The organism is Thermosporothrix sp. COM3, assembly GCF_059696735.1.
This window is the reverse complement of record NZ_AP019376.1, coordinates 4,089,693-4,110,147: the sequence shown is the minus strand read 5'-3', so window position 1 is coordinate 4,110,147 and position 20,455 is coordinate 4,089,693. Positions and strand designations below refer to the sequence as shown.

Here is a 20,455-nt window from a genome sequence, read left to right as displayed (position 1 = left end):
TCCATCACTGAGTGCGTATTTACATTCCTTGATGAAGCGGGGCAATCGGGAGGGTAAAGGAGAAGGTTGAGCCCTGCCCCGGAATACTCTCGACCGTCATTTCTCCCCCCTGTAACTCGATCAACTTTTTCGCGATCGTCAGGCCGAGGCCGGTACCGCCAAACTTACGCGTGGTGCTGCCATCAGCCTGACGGAAGGCCTCAAAGATATAATGCAACGCGGCAGGAGAAATGCCAATACCGGTATCACTGACCAGGACGCGAACTCTCTCGTTGTTGCTCATGCAGTGACAACGGATAGTCACGCCACCTGTTTCCGTAAACTTGAGCGCGTTTGATATCAGATTGATAGCGACCTGCCGTAAGCGGTGCTCATCGGCCAGTACCGGTGGCAGGTCGTGAGCGCCTTCCAGCGTCAGGGCCAGATTTTTATTGTTTGCCATTGGTTTGAGCTGGTTGACAACATCCTGCAAGCACCGTTCCAGATTGAGCGCTTCAGGGTTGACCTCGATCCGGTCTGCCTCGATTTTGGAGAGATCAAGCATATCATCGACAAGGTGTGAGAGGTCTTCGGCACGCTTCACGATAAACTGAATATGCTCTTCCTGTTCCGTGGTGAGCTCGCCATCCACAAAGCCCTCAAGGATCAGGGCCCCATAACTGATAATGCTATGCAGCGGCGTGCGGAGCTCATGCGTGACATTCGCCAGAAACTGTGATTTGAGCTGATTAGCCCGTTCTAGTTCGGCGTTTTTCTCTTTGACCTCGGCGAAGAGGATCGCGTTTTGAATAGCCATTGAGGCCTGAATGGCAGCGGTACTCAACAGGAACGTATCGCGTCCGCTGATCTGGTTGGGCTGATCGGCATAGAGAATAAAGGCGCCTATGGCCTGCTCTTGCAGCAGGAGAGGGACGGCCACAACGGAGTGGTAACCCGCCTCAAGTGCCAGCCTGGCCCAGACTTCTTGTTTTTCCTCGTAGATCTGGTCGATATCTTCGGCGTAGGCGATCTTCTTTTTCTGGATAACCATTTGTGCCAGCTTCATATCTAGTTCGCGCAGGGCCGAACGGGGGATACGTGAACTCGCGTCCGCGATTCCAACAGATGTGCTGCTTTGTGGTGCAGGGCTCTGGCGCAGGTTGGGGAGCGCGGCCATTTTGGTTGTCGCGGCCAGGGTAATATCTCCGCCTGGATCGGCATAGACGCTTACTTTGCCCTTTTCTTCCTCGTGAGAGGGCACAGGTGGCGTATAGGAGAGGCCTGAGGTAGTGACCTGCTTGCTTTTTGGCAATTCCCACTGTGCTACTGCCCAGGGTTGCAGCATTTCGCGCCCATAGAGATGCAGTGAGACATGTTTGACCTTCATAATCGTTCCCAGGCGGGTCACGATCTCACCAAGCAGGTGCTCAAGGTTCAGGGTAGAGATCAGCCCATCGCTCAGAGTCAGCAGGTTGCGCATCTGCTCGGTCATCGCCTGATTCTCCTTCTCACGCGACTCATTGAGTACTGCGATACGCTGTTCCAGCATATTGAGATCATCATCCAGCTCGCTTGTTTCCGGCTCTTGTGCAGGTGTTAAGCTGGTGCTGAGGTTGGCCTGAAGCTGGCGGAGTGGTTGAATTAAGAGCATGCGTGTGGTAGACATATAGGCCAGCAGACCGAGAGCGAAGATACAGAGGCCGGAGCCGCCAAAGATTAACAGGATTTGCGGGCTGCTATAGTCGACGCCCGGATAGCTGTCGATTGCGACCAGGACGATATCAGGGGAGATCAGCCCGGGAAGCTGGATCTGATCGCTGAGGGTCAGGAAGCGTTGTCTGCCTTCTAGAATCTGAAACTGTTTGGCCTGACAGGTGGCCTCATTAACGCCAATCTGCTGCTCGGTGACGCCCGCGATGCCGCGCACCTCGCCTTCAATACACAGAGCCGCGTTTGTACCGGCGCGTTGTGTCAGACCGGCCACGAAATAGTTATCAATGCGTTGTGTGGCGATCAGCAGCGATTGTCCCTTCCCGCTCCCGATAGGCTGAACGATCGTCAGGACCCAATTCTGCTCGCTATCACTTTCTGTCGCCTTCTGAACGGCAATAATCGGCTCGCCGGTAAGTGCTGGATCTAGCGGGGGAAGATTCTGCTGCAGAGCCGCCTCACCGAGCTGCGTTTTCTGCTGTTGGTCACGAGTCAGAATGGAGATGGTTGAGAGGCGCAGGCGTGACATATGGCTGCTTAAGAGTTCCTGAAGCTGATTCTGGGTATTGCGTCCGTTGAGCAGAGGGGGAAGCTGCGGGTTTTTGGCGAGCTTATCAAGCTCTTGAAGCAGCGTTGCGATCTGCCCTTGATAGGCACGAGTGAGCAGCGTGAGATGCCCCTGTACTCCGTTTCTGGCGCTCTGCTCTGTGTAGACCTCGGTGAGAAGCCAGGTCACAATTGAGAAGAGAAGCAGGCACGACAGGAGTATCAGGGTTGCGATAGTAATTAATTTTCCTCCAAGAGATCTGGCAATGAACCGCATGCGCTTCTACTGATGCTATCCTCTCACAAACTGATGCTTACGGATCTTATGATAGCATGAATGGGCGGGGGTTGCATCCGGGCAAAAGTAAGGGGCGGACGGGGTGCCAGCTCGTCCGCCCCCCACCACGCATAGTGACATGAAGTACTACGCGAAGTTCCAGAAGGTGCGCGTGTAAACCCCATGGGGAAAAGGTTACACGGAAAAGTAGATATACGTTACAAGCCGCTCGTCGAGGTGGAATTGCTTGCTCGCGTATATCCCGCCCTCCATCCTGGACCTATGTATTATAACGCATAAGTGAGTGATTTGTTATCACTTTCAGGGGGGAATTTTTCGTTTTTACAAGAAAACGCTAAAAGATAGCTCTTTTCTCCTATTGGGTGCGCTGCACCTCACCTGGACTACCCGGGCATGTACTGCACGATTTATAGTGTAAAGTCTGGCAGGAGCGATAAAAGGAGGATTAGAGATGATGGGAATTAAGAAAGGATTCCTGTTCCAGGCAGCGCAGAAGCTCGTAATATTCCCGGGAGGAAAAGAGGTTGTGTGAGAGCGAGGGGGTGGGTTTGATTCGAGGCATCAGAGTGAGGAGAGTATCAAAACGGTAATAATCAATCAGGATACTGTGGCAATCCTGACAATCGACCAGATGGGAGGCGACCAAGGAACGCTCATCGCCTGCGAGCATGCCGTCAAGGTATGCACTAAGCAAATCCCTGACCTGCTCGCAGTTCATCGCCTGGCTCCTCCTTGCTCTAATGCTCGATAGTGTTCACGAAACGACTGACGTGCTCTGGACAAATACATCTTCACACCGCTTTCCGCAATATTGAGGGTCTGAGCAATTTCGCTATACGTGAAGCCTTCCTGAGTATAGAGCAGAAGCGCGGCACGATATTGTTGAGGCATGCGCTTGAGAGCAGCTCTGACAAGCTCGGTGGTTCCGTATACTTCCTGCGGATCGGCGTTTTCGGCGTCGGCGGGCTCATGGTCAAGATCTTGCCAGGGAAGCCAGGCGATAAGTTTCTTCCGCCTGAGCGCATCATAGGCTGTATTGGTAGCAATGCGGTACAGCCAGGCAGAGAGCTTGAGGTTTGAGTCCATTTTGGGCAGAGCGCGAAAAGCCTTCAGGAATGTATCCTGAGTCAGGTCGTCTGCCTGTTCACGATCGCCTACCAGATGATAGACGTAATTGTAAATAGCAGTTTTATATTCGTCATAAATCTGTTCAAAGGACCACGTACATTCCTTTGTTTCCACGCGGGTCATGCGCTATTATCCCTTCGATGGCTACTATTATCAGCTTGTCCGTTCCTCGCAAGTGATAATGCCCCATGCACGGAGGGAGCCGAGAACCGGCTTTCCGGTGGGATAGCATGACCTTATCCTTCTGTCTAGTGGAACGGACAGAGGCGTTTCCGGTAACATGTACAGGCGTTTGTCACCAGAGCGCCAGGATGTGGAAATCCTGCGGTGCAGCAGGCCTACATCTGTGACAGTTACTTGCAGTTGCGCGTCGTTTCGTCTATCATGGTAACATACTTTAAGGGTTTTTCTGCTATTTTTCGTCTATAGCCTAGTACTATTGGGGGGAAGAAACCCTCATCATACTCTCCTCCTCGTTACATTAAGGGAGGTTTTTCGATTTTTCTCGTACGCAAAGAATAAGGAGGACTTTGCTTCATGTCTTCTCTTCTTCGGCAACAACGGGTACACGCAGTCTGGTGGGAGGACGATGGCGAAGGGGCCGCTGTTTGCCTGCTTGATCAGACGCAACTTCCCGCTGAGGTCGTCCATCTTCGATTGCGGCATGAGCAAGAGGTGGCTGATGCGATTCGCTCGCTGAAAGTGCGTGGTGCTCCTGCTATCGGGGCAACCGCTGCCTTTGGGCTCTGTCTGGCGCTTGCGCGGCTGCTGCGTGAGCAGGGTGACGGGCTGACCTGTGCTGCCGCTTATGCTCATTTTCTCAAAGTTGCCGAACTGATGCGTGGTACTCGCCCGACGGCTGTGAATCTCTTCTGGGCCATCGAGCGGATGCAACGCTGTGCAGAGAGGCTTGCAAAAGAGGAAGTCGCGCCGTCCTATCTGGTGCAGCAGCTTCAGGCTGAGGCGCAGGCGATCGTGGATGAGGATGCACAGGCATGTCTGCGCATGGGTGAGCTTGGAGCCGAATTGCTTCAGGACGGCGATCATGTGCTGACGCATTGCAATACCGGGATGCTGGCAACGATGGGATGGGGAACTGCTCTGGCTCCGCTCTATATCGCTCATCGCCAGGGAAAGCGGATTCATGTCTATGTGGATGAAACGCGCCCGGTCCTTCAGGGAGCGCGCTTAACGGCCTGGGAGCTTTCACAGGAAGGTGTTCCTCTGACTCTGATTACCGATAACATGGCTGCGTATTTTATGGCTCAGGGAAACATCAAAGCTGTGTTTGTGGGGGCTGATCGCGTTACCGCCAACGGCGACGTTGCGAACAAAATCGGCACCTATGGGCTGGCTGTTCTGGCGCGGGCTCATCAGATTCCCTTTTACGTTGCGGTTCCTCGCTCGACGATTGATCTGTCACTTGCATCTGGCGCACATATTCCGATTGAGCAGCGTAATCCTGCTGAGGTAACAACAATTCGTGGGGTCTCGATTGCTCCTGCCGGTGTTCAGGTTGCCAATCCCGCCTTCGATGTAACGCCCAATCACCTGATTACGGCTTTGATTACGGAACGCGGCATTGCTTACCCTCCTTTTGCCGATTCGCTTCGTCAGATCTGTGCTGACGATTAACACTCATCTTGCTTGGAAGGTTGCACGGGTACAATGGATACCGATATTCTGCACGCTGTATCCCAGTATGCACAAGAAGTGCTTGGGAATGAGGGGTTCCGTTATGCCAGCGCGGTCGTCGCGAATTGTAAAATGCTTGCCCTGCAAATAGAGGCTGAAGAAGAGGCTGCGCCTGCTATCAATACGGAGGCCCTGGTTCTTGCCGCCTATCTGCATGATATTGCGGTTGTTTCCTCTGGTTTTAAAGACCATCACCGCAAGTCAGCCGAGATGGCGGTTGAGTTTTTGAAGCAACAGAAAGCGCCTTCAGAACTGGTCGAGCTCGTTGAACAGATTATTCTGATCCATACGACCAGTGTTCCTGAGGGAGAGCGCGAGTCAGTGCCCATAGAGGGTCTGATTCTCTATGATGCCGATAAGCTCGGTCGCTTGAGCGGCCTTGCCGTGGTGACTTCTTTGATTGAACTGGGTGAGCGCTACCCTCATCGCGCCGCTAACAGTGACTTGCTGGCCGCGGTGCTACGCCACATCGAAGAGCGCTTTATTGAACTGTATCAGTCTTTGCATACTCAGCCAGCTCGCGAGCTGGCACGAGATAAATTTAATCGTACACTTGCATTCCTGGACGGCGTGATTGAGCATCTGAGTGATGCCACTCCTGTCTGATCGTTTTCATTTTGCTACTTTATCGGACAAAACCTGTCCGAACATTTTGTGTCCTTTATGGAGGTCGTTAGCAGTGTCTATTCTTGTTGTTGGGTCAATCGCTCTCGATTCGATTGAGACCCCCTTTACCCGGGTCGAGAGGGTGCTTGGTGGTGCGGCATCATACTTTGTTACCGCTGCTTCCCTGTATACGAAGGTCAATATGGTCGGGGTCGTCGGCAAGGATTTCCCGCAGGAGCATCTCACGTTCTGGGAACAGCGAGGTGTTGATCTGAAAGGGGTCGAGATCAAAGAAGGGCAAAACTTCTTCTGGCGCGGGCGCTACCATATGGATATGAACCTCCGCGATACGCTGGAAACAGAGCTCGGCGTCTTTGGCGATTTTCACCCCATTGTCCCCGAGGAGTATCGACAATCCCCCCTGCTTTTCCTGGCAAACATTCACCCGGAACTTCAGCTAGAGGTACTCGAACAGGTTCCTTCTCCCCGCCTGACCGTGCTTGATACAATGGAGCTCTGGATCAATACAACACGTTCCCAGTTGACTGAGGTGATGAAGCGCTCCGATGTTTTGCTGATGAGCGAGGAAGAGGTGCGCCACTACACGGATCAGCCGAGCGTGCTTGCCGGGGTGCGGCAGCTTTTTGGGCTTGGCCTGAAGTATATTGTGGTCAAGCTAGGCAGCTATGGGGCTCTGTTGTTCGGCGCAGATGGCACCTATTTCAGTGCTCCGGCCTATCCGCTGGAAGAAGTGATTGACCCAACCGGCGCAGGAGATTCGTTCGCAGGTGGCTTCCTGGGCTACCTCTCGTCGGTACAGCCCGGTGCGGATGGGACCTATGCAATTGACGATCTCAAGCGAGCTGTGGTGCATGGAAATATCATCGGCTCCTTTGTCTGCTCCGATTTCAGTATCGATGGTCTGCGAAACGTGACTATGAGCGACGTGGAGCAGCGGTACAAGGAACTTGTGGTCTTCTCGCATTTTGACCCATCCTGGAAACCGGTCTCGTCTTTGCAGGATACCAAAGAGCAAGTTTTGTAGTACAATAGTCGATGGTGTGTTCAGAAAAACGTGTTTGAGAAGGCGAACCTGCGTGTTCGTCAACTCTTTGCTACGGCAGTTTGGACGCTTGTTGTTCTCTGAAAATGCTGTGGCGTTTTCAGGAAATGAAATGCCTGTAGTGGATTGAAAGAAAGAAAGAAGAGGAATAGCATTTCTATGTCTATTTCGACCAAAGGTGATGTGAAGGACCTTGCCCTTGCAGCCCGCGGACGTGACCGTATCGAGTGGGCCGCAAAGGATATGCCCGTTCTGCGCCTGATCCGTGAGCGCTTCGAGAAGGAACAGCCGCTCAAGGGTGTGCGTATGTCTGGCTGCTTGCATATTACGACCGAGACCGCCAACCTTGCGATCACGCTGAAGGCGGGTGGCGCTGACCTCGTTCTCTGCGCCTCAAATCCCCTGTCAACACAGGATGATGTGGCTGCTGCTCTGGTGAGCGAGTACGGGATTCCGACCTTTGCCATTAAGGGCGAAGATGAGAAGGTGTACTATCAGCACATTTATGCTGTGCTTGATCATAAGCCAAATATGACAATGGATGATGGTTGTGACCTCGTCTCGACGCTCCACAAAGAGCGCACCGCGCAGGTGCCCGATATCATTGCAGGCATGGAAGAGACGACAACCGGTGTCATTCGCCTCAAGAGCATGGAGAAAAACGGTGTTCTGAAGTTCCCTGTGCTGGCGGTCAATGACTCTGATACAAAGCATCTCTTTGACAACCGCTATGGTACCGGTCAGAGCACGTTGGACGGCATTATCCGTGCAACCAATCTGCTGCTTGCCGGACGTAATGTTGTGGTGATCGGCTATGGCTGGTGCGGTCGTGGCGTCGCTTCCCGCGCTCGTGGCATGGGCGCGAATGTGATTGTCTGTGAAGTTGATCCGGTGCGCGCACTTGAGGCCGTGATGGATGGCTTCCGCGTGATGCCTGGTGTTGAGGCTGCCGCTCTTGGTGATGTTTTCATCACCGTGACTGGCGACATCAATGTGATCGATGTGCCGCATCTGGAGCGTATGAAGGATGGAGCGATTATCGCGAACTCCGGTCACTTCAATGACGAGATCAACATTCCGGCGCTGGAAAAGATGGCGACTGGCAAGCGGCGCGTGCGCGATTTTGTTGATGAGTACACCTATGCCGATGGTCGCCGCATCCACTTGCTGGCTGAAGGTCGCCTTGTCAATCTGTCCGCTGCGGAAGGTCATCCCGCCAGCGTGATGGATATGAGCTTCGCAAACCAGGCGCTCGGTAGCGAGTATATGCTGAAGCATGCAAACGAGTTGCAGCCAAAAGTCTATACCATCCCCACCGAGATCGATCAGGAAATTGCCCGCTTGAAGCTTACCGCGATGGGCATCAGCTTCGACAAGCTGACTCCTGAGCAGGAACAGTACCTGAACTCCTGGGAGTCTGGCACCTAGTCGCTGGTCCGCAATGGGATCCGGGGAGCCTCTGGCCGTGGACCGGGGGCTCTCTGTGGTTGTTGAAGTATTCCTGTTCTGGTGGCTATAGGGCGGTCCTTCCGTGTGGCTCTGACAGAAGAGCATTGACAATGGCAGGTTTTTTGCCGTAAAATAGGTACGATATACGTGTTGTAAACGTTTCTAAGAAGCAATGACACATGATGTCAGATGGTCCCTTTGACAGGGTTTCTCCCTACGGGGGGAGAGGAGGAACAGCAATCCACCTTTTGTTCACACCTTCTCGCAAGCCACTTCTTTGGAAGTGAAGCCTTTCAGCGAGGTGAACGATGCGTCATGTAGCTCCGATCGTTTGCAAGTGCGGCGAAGAGTAGTGGGCACCGCAATTTGCCCTGCACGGCTGGACCGTGCGAACGGATGACCGATGGACCCATTGGTCATCACTTTAAGATATTGTTCAGAGTGACAGTACATAAACAATAAAACATCCTATGAGATCGCTCTCATCAAGAGAGGTGGAGGGAAACGGCCCGATGAAGCCCGGCAACCCGTCTGTGTTTTGTCTATGACAGGAAGGGTGCCAATTCCGGCGATAGCAGCTATCGCAAGATGAGGGGAATGTGCTAAACGCCAGGCCCCTGAAAAGCAGGGGTTTTTTTGTGCCTTCAAACCGACTCTGTGTATCTTTCTTGTCTTTTCTACAGCGCACATGTGCACATCTTCCCGTATCGCCTCGCGAGAGTAGTCTGCGGTGTTTGAGTTCTATCATTTATAGAGAGAGGATGGTGTCTGCAAATTGCAAAGTTTTATGCAGAATCCGAAAACATTCTTTACCAGTGAATCGGTCACCGAGGGACACCCGGATAAGATGTGTGACCAGATCTCGGATGCGATTCTTGACGCTATTCTGACGCAGGATCCGTATGCCCGTGTTGCTTGTGAAGCCGCGACAACAACCGGCCTGATCCTTGTTGCCGGTGAGATTTCTACTTCTGCCTGGGTTGATATGCCCGCGCTTGTTCGTCAAACAATCGAGCAAATCGGCTATATCAATGCTGAATATGGTTTTGACTATCGTACCTGTGGGGTGGTGACCGCAATCGGTCAGCAGTCGCCTGATATTGATATGGGTGTAAGCTCCTCGTTGGAGTCGCGTGAGGCTCGTCTGACTGATGATGAGTTGGAGCGTGTCGGCGCTGGTGACCAGGGTATGATGATCGGTTTTGCCTGTAACGAAACCCCTGAGTACATGCCTATGCCTATCAGCCTGGCCCATAAGCTCACCCGTCGCCTGTCTCAGGTTCGTCGTGATTCCTGGCGCGGTGAGGGCTCGATGGCATATCTGCGCCCTGATGGCAAGAGCCAGGTAACGGTACAGTATGAGTATGGCCGTCCTGTTCGTGTCGACACCATTGTGATCTCAACTCAGCACGCCGACTATGTGGATCAGGAGCAGATCCGCCAGGATGTGATTCAGCATGTGATCCGCCCGGTGATCCCCGAGGAGCTGCTTGACAACGAGACGAAGATTTTTGTCAATCCGACCGGACGCTTCGTGGTAGGAGGTCCGATGGGTGATGCCGGTCTGACCGGTCGCAAGATTATTGTTGATACCTATGGCGGCATGGCTCGTCATGGCGGCGGTGCGTTCAGTGGTAAAGATCCCACGAAAGTGGACCGCTCGGCCGCATATGCTGCTCGCTACATCGCGAAGAACGTGGTTGCGGCTGGTCTGGCCGATCGTATCGAGCTTCAGGTTTCTTACGCGATCGGTGTTGCGCGTCCGCTCTCGCTGTTCGTTGATACCTATGGTACCGGGAAGGTTTCCGATGAGGAGATCGTGCGCCTGATTAACGAGCACTTTGACCTGCGTCCCGCGGCGATTATTCAGGATCTCAACCTGCGCCGTCCGATTTATCGCCCCACGGCTGCCTTCGGCCACTTTGGTCGCACTGATATTGAGCTGCCCTGGGAGGCGCTGGATAAAGTACCAATGCTGCGCAAGGGCGCAGGCGCGGCGCTGGAGAGCCTCTAGAGCCGAGAACACCGGTTTTTATGAAGAGCTATGGGAGAAGCACCATAGCTCTTTTTGTATGTCGCGTACGGCCTTGTTTGGACTGGAGCAGCAGGGGTCTGCACCTCACTCGCTTCTGGCACGCTTCAATATTGCGCTTGATCACTTCCGCTGAGATCGCCCTGTTGTTCCCTGGGGGAACTGCTCCTCTACAGGTGCTCCTTTCCACATACCTTCTTGAGATGAAGAAGCTTCTTACTCAAAAAAACGCGAGGCGTATCCTTTGAGCAGGTTCATTATGAGCGCAGGACTAAAGTCTGACGGCGCGCTTGCAAGCACATGAAGTGATCTTCATCTGTCTCCAGTGCAAGTCATGTTACTCGCTGCCGTTCACCACATACCGCAGATAAGCGTTTGCCTCTCCTTTGCGTCTCGCACATCAAAATGCGACGGAGATATGTTGGTATCTACACGAGGTGATAGGCGATTGAGAAGTGAGTATACCTTGTTTTACCCATTTGCAAATCATTGGTATTCATGCTAGCATGATACGTATGAGCACGGTGAAAATCTACCAACTGAATCACTTGCCCCGGTCTCTCTTCCTTCGTTTGCACGCGGCACAGATGGAGGCTGCATCAGTGTGGAACGTGTGTGCTGAGATGCATAAAGAAGCTCGGACTACGCATGCCAAATGGCCGGGACGCAATGAATTACAGCAGGAGACCAGAGGTCGATTCGCGCTGCATAGCCAGTCGGTACAGAGCCTACAAAGCCAAAGCGGCCCACATCCTGAGTTTCACCGGCTCCGAACGAGGAAGCAGTAGCCGGTGTCCGGTTTGTGGGTAGAAGCACAAGTTCACAGGAAGAACATGGGCAGGCCGGGTCTGTGGATTTATGGGACACCGTGACCTGGTCGAGGCAGTCAATATACATCTACTCGCTTATGGAAAGCATGTGAAGTTTCCTCGTTCCTTCACGTATCTCCCCCTGGCATCTCCAGGAGGAGTAGTCGGGCCGACACGCCCCCCGTTATCTGAGTAAAGAAACTGGTCAAGCACGGCTTCCAGAGCCGGTCTCTTCGGAGACTGCCCGTCCGGTGGATGCTGCTCAGAAACCTGCCAACCTTTAGGTGGGAGTGTCACGATATAATAATGTCCAGTAAGTTCATTCCTGCGTACCCGAAGTACGCGCAGTAGAAAGGGAAACGTTATGGACTTTAGCCTCAACGACGAGCAACTAGCCATACGTAATACATGTCGGGAGTTTGCGGAACAGGAGATTAAGCCGGTAGCAGCGCGGCTGGATGAAACCGGTCAGTTCCCCTATGAATTGGTTCGCAAAATGGGTGAACTGGGCTTATTGGGCCTGCCTTTCCCTGAAGAGTACGGTGGCGCTGGCGCTGATTTCCTCTCATATTGTCTTGCCATTGAAGAGATTTCTCGTGGTGATGTAGCCATTGGAATCACGATGGAAGCGCATACATCGCTTGGCGCTATGCCGTTTTACCTCTTTGGATCGCAAGAACAAAAGGAGCGGTATCTACCTGTGCTGGCAACCGGGGAACAGCTCTGGGCATTTGGTTTAACAGAGCCGGAAGCCGGTTCCGATTCGAGCGGCACCCGAACGCGTGCCGTGCTGGAAAATGGACGCTGGCGCATCAATGGCTCAAAGGCCTTTATTACCAATGCCGGGACTGAGATGAGCGGCGGAGTCACGATCACAGCGGTCACTGGCGAGCGCCCCGACGGACGCCCGGAGATTACAAACCTGATTGTCCCGAAGGGAACGCCCGGGTATATCATTGGTAACAGCTATAAAAAGATGGGCTGGAAGGCCTCCGATACCCGCCCACTGACCTTTGAAGATTGTGAGGTTCCTGAAGAGAATATTTTAGGGCAGCGTGGCGACGGCTTCAGGCAGTTTATGACGATTCTGGATGGGGGACGCGTGGCGATTGCAGCACTCTCGGTCGGGCTAGCTCAGGCCTGTCTGGACGAGGCATTGAGCTATGCAAAACAGCGAAAGCAGTTCGGTAAACCGATCAGTTCGTTTCAGGCTATTCAGTTTAAGCTGGCTGATATGGAGACTGAGATAGAGCTGGCACGGTTGATGTACTATAAGGCGGCGTGGCTGCATATGCAGGGCAAGCCATTCCGTAAAGAGGCGTCGATGGCAAAACTCTTTGCCTCCGAAACCGCTAAACGAGCCGCCGATCAGGCTGTACAGATTCATGGGGGCTACGGCTTTATGGAAGAGTTCCCGGTGGCGCGTTACTGGCGCAGTGTGAAGATCAACGAGATTGGTGAGGGGACCAGCGAGGTGCAGCGCATGATTATTGCCAGACAGCTTGGCTGCTAGAAACAGAAAAGACAAGGGAGCGGTTTTAAACTGCCCCCTTGTCTTTTTTTGTTTTACTGCTGTTGATTGTCCGTTTGCTTAGGCCAACTGAAGGTATTAAAGGTGATCTTGTTTGGCTGCTGCGAAGCGCCATTCTCTGCTGTATTGGGCTGGTTGACCATCCAGACAGCAGTGTCACCGTTGACCCGCAGGAAGGCGGCGTTGTTGGGTACCGCGTTCCCGACCGTGACCAGATTGCCCGCTGTCACATCGTACATGCTGAAGCTCTTGTCCGAGCGTTCCCAGACGAGGAAGCGATCACCGCCCTGTGGAGCAAGTGCTGTTTTTACGTTGTCTTCCAGTTTGAAGAGATGCTGGCTGTTATCGTGCAGCGCGTAGGCAAGCAGGACGCCAGTCAGCAAGCTATCCGGTTGGGCCAGATCGAGCGCCTCAGCAGCTGACGGGATAATGCTATCCGGCTGCGGTGTGGCAGTCGGTGTGCTTGTCACCTCGGGCGTTGCTGTGCCTGTTGGTGTAGCGGTGCTGTGTGCCGTTTTGGTTGCCGATGGGGCGGCGTTCGCTGTTGATGTCGCCTTTGGCCCGGGTTGCTCGTTCTCGTTGACTTTCGTGCTCAGAACAAAGAGTGTGTTCCCGACCACCTGTGGATGGAAAGAAACCTCATCATCACGGAACAGCGATTTCTCTACTTTGCTGTTCGGCATCCTGTGGCTACTCGGGTTCTGGTTCTCTTGCAGAACCTGTTGCTGCCAGACATTGCCATGGAAGATGTTGTTCTGATCCTGCCATTCCTCACCCCAATAGATGCTTGAACCATCACTGGTTGCGGTGGGAGAGGTCAGGATATGCTGATCTTCCCCTTGAGCCAGTTCGTATGAAACGGGCTTCTTGCCTGCTTCCAGTGTGTATTGGGTCAGGAATGAGGTGCCGTGCTCATCCAGCCACGCGAACAGGAAATGATTCTGATAGAACGCAGTTCCCTGAACAGGACTGTGAACCCACTCAGGAGCGGCCTTCGGGTTGAAAGTGCCCTTGAATAAGGTCAGTGGCTGCTGCTCTCTCCCGGGGCTTCCCAGATAGAGCGCCTGGATGCTCCATGTTCGTTTGGTCTCGCTCTCATTCTGCTTGGATGCCTTTTTTGGGTCGTCCTTTGGAGGATCGTACTGAAACCAGACCAGCCAGTTATTGCCGTACTGTAACAGATAGAGTGAACTGGACAAGTCCTTGTTGAGCAGCGGAGTGCTCTGCTGTTTCCTGGTGTCCAGTTGTTGAAGTGTCCAGAACAGTTCTCCCTTTTCACCCTCTTTATATGCCGTGTAATAGATAGAGTCCCGGGTGCTAATTGCGCTGGCTACATGGGTATAGTCTGTTTGCGTGGTATAGTTGGTAACGGCTATTTGTGGGCGCTCATGAACCGAATTGGTAATTGGCCCTCCACCTTTAATCGTGACAGGTTGATTGGTATTTGATTGAGACATCAATGCCAGAGAAGTCAGGCCGCCAACCATAATAAAGAGCAGGAATGCCGCAGCCAGTCCAATCACCGCGAACTGGTTCATCCGTAGCGGGCGCGGACGGCGATGCTGTGGATGAAGTACCGGGATCGGGCCTGTCTCTGCGGTTGAAAAAGCCGTAAGAGCATCCGCACGACGTCCTGTAGCCTGCTGCTCCTTGAGATAAGGTTTCAAAAATTCAGGCGTCGGTGTCGATATCTCTGTTGACGCATTCCGCTGAAGGAAGCGAGTGTGTTCCGCAGCCAGGGCTTGCATCAGACGGCGGTGCGCCTCTGGTGAGGGTTCGATGGTTGGAAGTGAGCGAATGCCCTCCCCGATCAACCTGTATTCGTTTTGCGCGCGGCGACATGCTGAACACTGAGCCAGATGAGCCTCAAGTTCAGCAAGATCTGCCTTTTCCTTTTTGTGGTCCCGATAAATGGCGAGTAGCTCTCGCACTTGACTACAGTTCAATCTTCACCGACCTCTTTTTTGTACAATGCGATAAATCGTTCTCGTGCTCGCATCAGACGCATCTTCACAGCCGAGGCGCTGATATTGAGCACTTCCGCAATCTCTGCACAAGAAAGGCCGTCGTTTTCATACAACCATAAACAGGAGGCGTACTTAGGTGGTAGCTGTTGAAAGACGCGCTCCACTATCTCGCGGTCCGCAACGCGACTTTCAAAACGGGCCCCATCATAGTTATGAGGTTCATAGCTGGTACTGACCGCACCGGACCGAACTTCCGGTACGCTTTCCTCGTTTGAGTGCCCATCGCTGGTCGTACTTCCTGTCTCGCCAACCATTCCCGCCCCGATGCCGCGATCCTCATTAAAGAGCGATAACGGCAGCCAGGAAATCAGGCGGCGACGGCGCAATGTATCTGTCGTGGTGTTGGCCGCAATGCGGTACAGCCACGCCGAAAGTGCGCCGGGCTGAACGACGGTTCCGCCTAAGAGCGCTCTATATGCTTTTACGAAGACATCTTGTGCCAGGTCATAGGCTTGCTCTCTATTCCCTACCAGATGATAGATAAAGTTGGTGATTGGTCCTTGATAACGCAGGAAGATGTTCTCAAAGTCTTCGATGCTGATCTTTTCAGCCTGCTCCGTGTTGTGCGTTGCAGGTGACTTTTCCTCAGCGCCTTCGAGCTCTTCCGCACGCTCGCGAACGTCCTCTGCTTCCTCTTCTATCCCTTCCTCCTGTACAGGGAAAGAGAGACCCGATTGGCCTGGACGCTCTTCCTCTCGGGGAGAGCGTAGACTGCTATTTGTATTGTACAAACGGATGGCGATATCCATTGGTTACATCAACCTTAATAAGCAAACAGAATAAGTCAAGTTTTTTCTAGAGGTTCCTCGGGACTTTTTTTGATATATTTAGCAGGATAACATATGATTCGATTGTTTTGCTGTGAGCTAATAAACAGGAACCATCAGGCTGTGGTCTGGTGTGTATGCAGTGGCCCGATTGATTTTCCCCTCTCCTTTTCCCCTCCATTCTACTCTTCTTGCTGCCGGGTGGAGCAAAAGTAGGAACTTTGAGCCAGGAGCCCCTGCGTTACTGCACCTTTCGTCTGGCAAAACGACGTACTACCCGCTTCTTGTGCTCCGCGCTGGCCGGAGGCAAGCAGGCCCATCGTGATCCGGGTTGCCAACACGCTGACAGACTTTACATCGTAAAGCGCGGATATAACTGAAACAGATGCTCATAAATAATAGTATAGCATACCGATCTTCTGAGCATGGGCCGATAGGACTTTTACCCGGATGGCGCGAGTATTCTTGCTCTGGCCGGAACTTTCTGTTACCATGAATTCATGAGTACTCATGAGATATCAGCACGTGGCTGGAATATTGTCGGCCACGAACATGCGATTGATATTTTACGGCGGGCTCTGGCGGCACAGCAGATACGTCATGCCTATTTACTCGTAGGCCCCCCGCGTATCGGCAAAACGCTTCTCGCCCGGCGACTGGCGCAGACGCTCCTGTGCACTGGAGGGCCTGATCCAGCAGTCTCGCCTCAGGATCCCTGCAATACCTGCCTCGCCTGCCGGAAGGTACTGCATGGCAATCATCCCGACGTCCACATTATTGAGAAAGCGCCCGATAAGCAGTTTATTCTGATTGAGCAGATTCGTGAGCTACAGAACCTCTCGGCTCGGCGCACAATGGAGGGACGACGCAATATCTTCATTATTCCCGACGCACAATATATGAACCTTCAGGCGGCGAACTGCCTGCTCAAGACGCTTGAGGAGCCAGAGCCCGATGTGGTGCTGATCCTGACGGTTCCCGAGCCCGGACTGTTGCTGCCGACCATCCTTTCCCGTGTACAGATGCTCTCGTTGCAGTTGCTCACCGCTACACAGATCAAGCAGGCTTTAATCGAGGGCTGGCAGGTTGAAGCCGAACATGCCGAATTGGTCTCCGCGCTGGCCGCTGGCCGGATGGGGTGGGCGATACAGGCAATTGAGGATGATGAGATGCTGGATGAGCGGCGTGAGCATCTGGAACAGCTTGCTATGTTGCCTACCCTCTCTCGTGTTGAGCGCTTTGACTATGCTCAGAAGATAACTGCTGCTGACCGCATCGGTGAGCTTGGCGACCTGCTGGAACTCTGGCTGCTCTGGTGGCGTGATCTCTTGCTTGCAAGTAATAATTGCGTTGATCTTATTGTCAATGCTGATATGCGAGATCTGTTGATGAAACAGGCCGCAAAGCTGCCCTCAACGGTAGCGGAACAGACGATCAAGAACATTTTGAAGGCCCGTGAGGCCATTGAGCAGAACGTAAACCCGCGCATTGCCCTGGAAGTATTGATGCTGGATCTGCCTGCATTCAATGTGTAGGCTCCTGAAGGAATAGGAGTTTATACCATGAGTACCCCTTTTCAGCACCTGCTGCTGGAACGCGACGGACAGGTGCTTGTGATCACGATGAATCGTCCCGAAGTGTTGAACGCTATCAATGATCTGATGTTAGAGGAACTGGTTGCGGTAACTGAGGAGGCGGCGCGTGACAATGCGATCCGCTGTGTGGTGCTGAGGGGAGCCGGTCGCGCATTTGGTTCTGGTCAGGATCTGACCCGGTTCGCATGGGAGTATAGTCGCGGTAAGCAGATCTCGGTCGGTGAGCATCTGGACCTCTATCACCGACTGGTACAGGCGCTTCATACGATGCCCAAACCGACGCTGGCGGCTATTCATGGCGTGGCGGCTGGTATTTCCTGCAATATTGCGCTGGCCTGTGATCTCCGCATTGCTGCCGATGATGCCCGTTTTCTGGAAGCTTTTTCTCGCATTGGCCTTGTTCCTGATGGTGGTGGCAGCTATTTCCTTCCGCGGCTGGTTGGTCTGGGGCGTGCACTTGAGCTAGCGATGCTGGCCGATGAGCTCGATGCCCACGAAGCCGAACGGATCGGGCTGGTCAATCGCTATGTCCCCCTGGCTGATTTTGAGACTGAAACCAGAAAGCTCGCTCAACGGCTGGCGGCTGGCCCAACGCGCACATATGCGCTGATCAAAGAGCTGATGTTTGCCTCACTGGATACCGAGCTTGCGGAATCGCTGCGTCTCGAAAGCAAGCTTCAGGACCAGGCGCTTACAACAGAGGATCATCAAGAGGGGGTTGCGGCCTTTTTGCAGAAGCGTCCTCCCCGTTTCAGCGGGCGCTAAGCGTTTCATTGTAATATTGGAATCTATGCTGATAGCATTGTTCTCGTCGGATGTATGCTATCAGCATTGTTTTTCTCTTCTCCCGATGCCTTTGTCTCCTGTATGCTAGAAAAAAACCGCTGACTCGCCAGCTAAGAAAGAGGAATGAATTATGCGGCTTCTGATTCTCGGTGGTACGAAGTTTCTGGGACGGCATGTTGTCGATATCGCATTGCGGCGTGGTCACGAGGTGACGCTGTTCAATCGAGGTAAAACGAATCCAGAGCTGTTCTCGCAGGTGGAGCAGATTCATGGTGATCGCGCTACTGATCTGCACCTGTTAGAGGGACGCGCGTGGGACGCGGTGATTGATCCAAGCGGCTATGTTCCGGGTGTTGTACGGAAGACGGTGGAAGCACTGGCCTCGTCGGTCAAGCATTATGCCTTTATTTCATCGATCAGTGTGTATGAAGAATTTGTCGGTCCGAATGCCGATGAAACGTACCCGGTGGCGCAACTCAAAGACAAGGATACTACAGAGATAACTGAAGAGACCTATGGCCCCTTGAAAGCACTCTGTGAGCAGGTTGTTGAGGAGGCTTTCCCCGGACGCGCGGCGATTATCCGTCCCGGGCTGATCGTTGGTCCCTGGGATCCCTCCAACCGCTTTACGTACTGGCCGGTACGCATTGCACAGGGTGGTGAGGTGTTGGTTCCTGCCAAGCAGCAGGCAGTGCAGATAATCGACGTACGTGACCTCGCGGCCTGGACGCTGGATCTGGTGGAGCAGGGAAAAGCCGGGACCTATAACGCGACTGGCCCCGATTATGCTCTGACGCTGCAAACGGTGGTAGAGACCTGCAAGGCTGTGACGGGAAGCGATGCCCGCTTTACCCCGGTCAGCGAAGAGTTTCTGGAACAGCATGAGGTGCTGCCGTGGGTTGGTTTGCCGCTCTGGATTCCTGGCGATGCCGGCAACTGGTTCCAGCAAGTGAATATTCAGCGGGCACTGGATGCCGGTTTGCGCTTTCGACCGCTTGAGGAAACGGTGCGTGATACGTTGGCCTGGGCGAAGGAGTATCCCGCCGACCCCGAGAAAGTACGCTCGTTGAAGCCGGAACAGGAGCAGGCAGTGCTTCAGGCCTGGCATACCGCCAACGCCTGATTGCCAGATATCCATTGTTAGATACGCCCTGTGAGTGGGTCTTCTTATAGTATAATAGAGGGAAACCTGATGATTGCTATCTGAGGATACACAGTGCGTATAGATAAACTTTCTTTTAACAATGCCCAGACACAGGGAATGGCGCGGCGAGAGTGGTTACAGGCTCATTCGCCGCACCATCTGGAAAACTGCGTTGAACTGATGAAACAGGGGCTGCATCTGCGCCCGCGAAGTACCTCTCAAGCGACGGTCGTTCTGGGTGCGGGAACCTGTACAGAAGTTCCTCTGGTTGAGCTATGTCGCGGCTCAGAAGAGGTAGTTCTGGCCGATCTTGATTATGCCGGAATGCGCCGCGCCTGCGATGAGCAGTTGACTGCTGTCACGCTGCGCCGACGTATGCGGCTGGTCGAGTGTGATGTCAGCGGGCTGGTGAGCTTCAATCTACAACGAATTATGCGTGTGCAGCGTTGGGATGAGGCCGCGAAGCGAGGCGCTGATACGCTCTTTTCACTTGCGGCAGACTGCCTTGAGCGGTGCCCGGTTCCTGATCCGCCAGAGATCGGTGATCTCGGGGTTGGTGATTATGGGCTGGTTGTCAGCTCGCTGGTGCTATCACAGCTCTTCAGCTATCCTCTGCTGGACATTCTGGACCAGATTCAGAGTGTTGCCCCTCAGTTGCTTGGTGAACAGGAACGACATGCTCGTTATCAGCAGGCCGCTCAGGATTTCCGTCTGCGCCTGGTGACATCGCACCTGCACTTTTTGCGCTCGTTACTGGATAAGGGCGGCGTGGTGGTACTGCTCTCCGATGTTCGTGGATTTGCCTTTATGGTGCATGGCACAGACCATGATGCCAAACATCGTCGCTATCTGCCTCTGGTGCCGCGTCGCTTCTTCGATCTGGTGCGGGAGAACTTCGAGGTGGTGGAAGAGCGCAAGTGGGATTGGATTACCGATTTACCACAAGAAGGGCGCTTTGGACGCGGCTATGAGGTGTACGGGTATGTGCTGAAATAGCTGGTTGACTTTGGCGTAAGGATACATTATACTTGATTATATCTTGATTAACCCTTTGTAAAAACGAAATTGAGATGAAGTCGCCGCGAGGGACGAAAGTATGTGTGCTATGGAGCACGCCAGCGAGTCGGTGATGGTGGAAGACCGGCATTTCCCATAAGCGCATGCTGTGCCCCCCTCAGACCGCTAGCCGGTCGCGACGCAGGATGAACGCTTTTCGCCTTGTAATCCTTGCCGGTTGCCCTCCGTTACCACGGGGCAGGGCATCGAATGTATGCTGTTCTCAGCACTCTT

15 protein-coding genes and 1 riboswitch are annotated in these 20,455 nt (G+C 53.4%); of the genes, 10 read left to right on the top strand and 5 right to left on the bottom strand.

Features of this window, described 5'->3' with window-relative positions:
* Nucleotides 1–19: 19 nt before the first annotated feature.
* The 3 genes from KTH_RS17400 to KTH_RS17390 form a co-directional block, all read right to left on the bottom strand.
* Complete coding sequence (locus KTH_RS17400) at nucleotides 20–2,512, bottom strand: sensor histidine kinase (RefSeq protein ID WP_497620212.1); 2,493 nt, start codon at nucleotides 2,510–2,512, stop codon at nucleotides 20–22.
* A gap of 466 nt (nucleotides 2,513–2,978) precedes the next feature.
* Nucleotides 2,979–3,251 carry an anti-sigma factor family protein gene (locus KTH_RS17395; protein WP_497620210.1) on the bottom strand — a complete coding sequence of 91 codons (273 nt, stop codon included), beginning with the start codon at nucleotides 3,249–3,251 and terminating at the stop codon, nucleotides 2,979–2,981.
* The gene (locus tag KTH_RS17390; RefSeq protein WP_497620208.1) at nucleotides 3,248–3,784 is read right to left on the bottom strand and encodes an RNA polymerase sigma factor; all 537 of its coding nucleotides are present in this window, start codon (nucleotides 3,782–3,784) and stop codon (nucleotides 3,248–3,250) included. Before KTH_RS17390 ends, KTH_RS17395 begins: the two co-directional genes overlap by 4 nt.
* A 414-nt stretch (nucleotides 3,785–4,198) precedes the next feature.
* Here KTH_RS17390 and mtnA point away from each other — a divergent pair, with 414 nt between their 5' ends.
* The 6 genes from mtnA (at nucleotide 4,199) to KTH_RS17360 (ending at nucleotide 12,828) form a co-directional block, all read left to right on the top strand.
* Nucleotides 4,199–5,296 carry an S-methyl-5-thioribose-1-phosphate isomerase gene (gene mtnA / locus KTH_RS17385; RefSeq protein ID WP_497620206.1) on the top strand — a complete coding sequence of 366 codons (1,098 nt, stop codon included), beginning with the start codon at nucleotides 4,199–4,201 and terminating at the stop codon, nucleotides 5,294–5,296.
* A 33-nt stretch (nucleotides 5,297–5,329) separates the two neighbouring features.
* Nucleotides 5,330–5,962 (top strand): HD domain-containing protein, encoded by a 633-nt coding sequence (locus tag KTH_RS17380; RefSeq protein WP_111318399.1) that lies wholly within the window; start codon nucleotides 5,330–5,332, stop codon nucleotides 5,960–5,962.
* 73 nt (nucleotides 5,963–6,035) lie between these two features.
* The gene (locus tag KTH_RS17375; RefSeq protein ID WP_497620204.1) at nucleotides 6,036–7,007 is read left to right on the top strand and encodes a PfkB family carbohydrate kinase; all 972 of its coding nucleotides are present in this window, start codon (nucleotides 6,036–6,038) and stop codon (nucleotides 7,005–7,007) included.
* 177 nt (nucleotides 7,008–7,184) lie between these two features.
* Complete coding sequence (ahcY, locus tag KTH_RS17370; protein WP_111318395.1) at nucleotides 7,185–8,453, top strand: adenosylhomocysteinase; 1,269 nt, start codon at nucleotides 7,185–7,187, stop codon at nucleotides 8,451–8,453.
* Nucleotides 8,454–8,953: 500 nt separating this feature from the next.
* A riboswitch (SAM riboswitch) is annotated at nucleotides 8,954–9,069 on the top strand.
* Between the two features lie 192 nt (nucleotides 9,070–9,261).
* The gene (metK, locus tag KTH_RS17365; protein ID WP_111318393.1) at nucleotides 9,262–10,488 is read left to right on the top strand and encodes a methionine adenosyltransferase; all 1,227 of its coding nucleotides are present in this window, start codon (nucleotides 9,262–9,264) and stop codon (nucleotides 10,486–10,488) included.
* 1,191 nt (nucleotides 10,489–11,679) lie between these two features.
* Nucleotides 11,680–12,828, top strand: coding sequence for an acyl-CoA dehydrogenase family protein (locus KTH_RS17360; protein WP_111318389.1), 1,149 nt, complete (start codon nucleotides 11,680–11,682; stop codon nucleotides 12,826–12,828).
* Nucleotides 12,829–12,881: 53 nt separating this feature from the next.
* Here KTH_RS17360 and KTH_RS17355 read toward each other — a convergent pair whose 3' ends face one another.
* The gene (locus KTH_RS17355) at nucleotides 12,882–14,792 is read right to left on the bottom strand and encodes an anti-sigma factor family protein (RefSeq protein WP_497620201.1); all 1,911 of its coding nucleotides are present in this window, start codon (nucleotides 14,790–14,792) and stop codon (nucleotides 12,882–12,884) included.
* Entirely contained in the window at nucleotides 14,789–15,622 is an 834-nt protein-coding gene (locus KTH_RS17350; RefSeq protein ID WP_111318385.1) for an RNA polymerase sigma factor, read from the bottom strand. Before KTH_RS17350 ends, KTH_RS17355 begins: the two co-directional genes overlap by 4 nt.
* 518 nt (nucleotides 15,623–16,140) lie before the next feature.
* Here KTH_RS17350 and holB point away from each other — a divergent pair.
* The 4 genes from holB to KTH_RS17330 all read left to right on the top strand — a co-directional run bounded on the left by holB (nucleotide 16,141) and on the right by KTH_RS17330 (nucleotide 20,161).
* Nucleotides 16,141–17,175 carry a DNA polymerase III subunit delta' gene (gene holB, locus KTH_RS17345; protein ID WP_497620198.1) on the top strand — a complete coding sequence of 345 codons (1,035 nt, stop codon included), beginning with the start codon at nucleotides 16,141–16,143 and terminating at the stop codon, nucleotides 17,173–17,175.
* A gap of 27 nt (nucleotides 17,176–17,202) precedes the next feature.
* Complete coding sequence (locus KTH_RS17340; RefSeq protein ID WP_497620196.1) at nucleotides 17,203–18,000, top strand: enoyl-CoA hydratase/isomerase family protein; 798 nt, start codon at nucleotides 17,203–17,205, stop codon at nucleotides 17,998–18,000.
* Between the two features lie 151 nt (nucleotides 18,001–18,151).
* Nucleotides 18,152–19,144: an NAD-dependent epimerase/dehydratase family protein gene (locus KTH_RS17335; RefSeq protein WP_111318379.1), complete on the top strand. Its 993-nt coding sequence runs from the start codon at nucleotides 18,152–18,154 to the stop codon at nucleotides 19,142–19,144.
* A 93-nt stretch (nucleotides 19,145–19,237) separates the two neighbouring features.
* Nucleotides 19,238–20,161, top strand: a complete 924-nt coding sequence (locus KTH_RS17330; protein ID WP_111318377.1) for a hypothetical protein — start codon at nucleotides 19,238–19,240, stop codon at nucleotides 20,159–20,161.
* The last annotated feature ends 294 nt before the right edge of the window (nucleotides 20,162–20,455 follow it).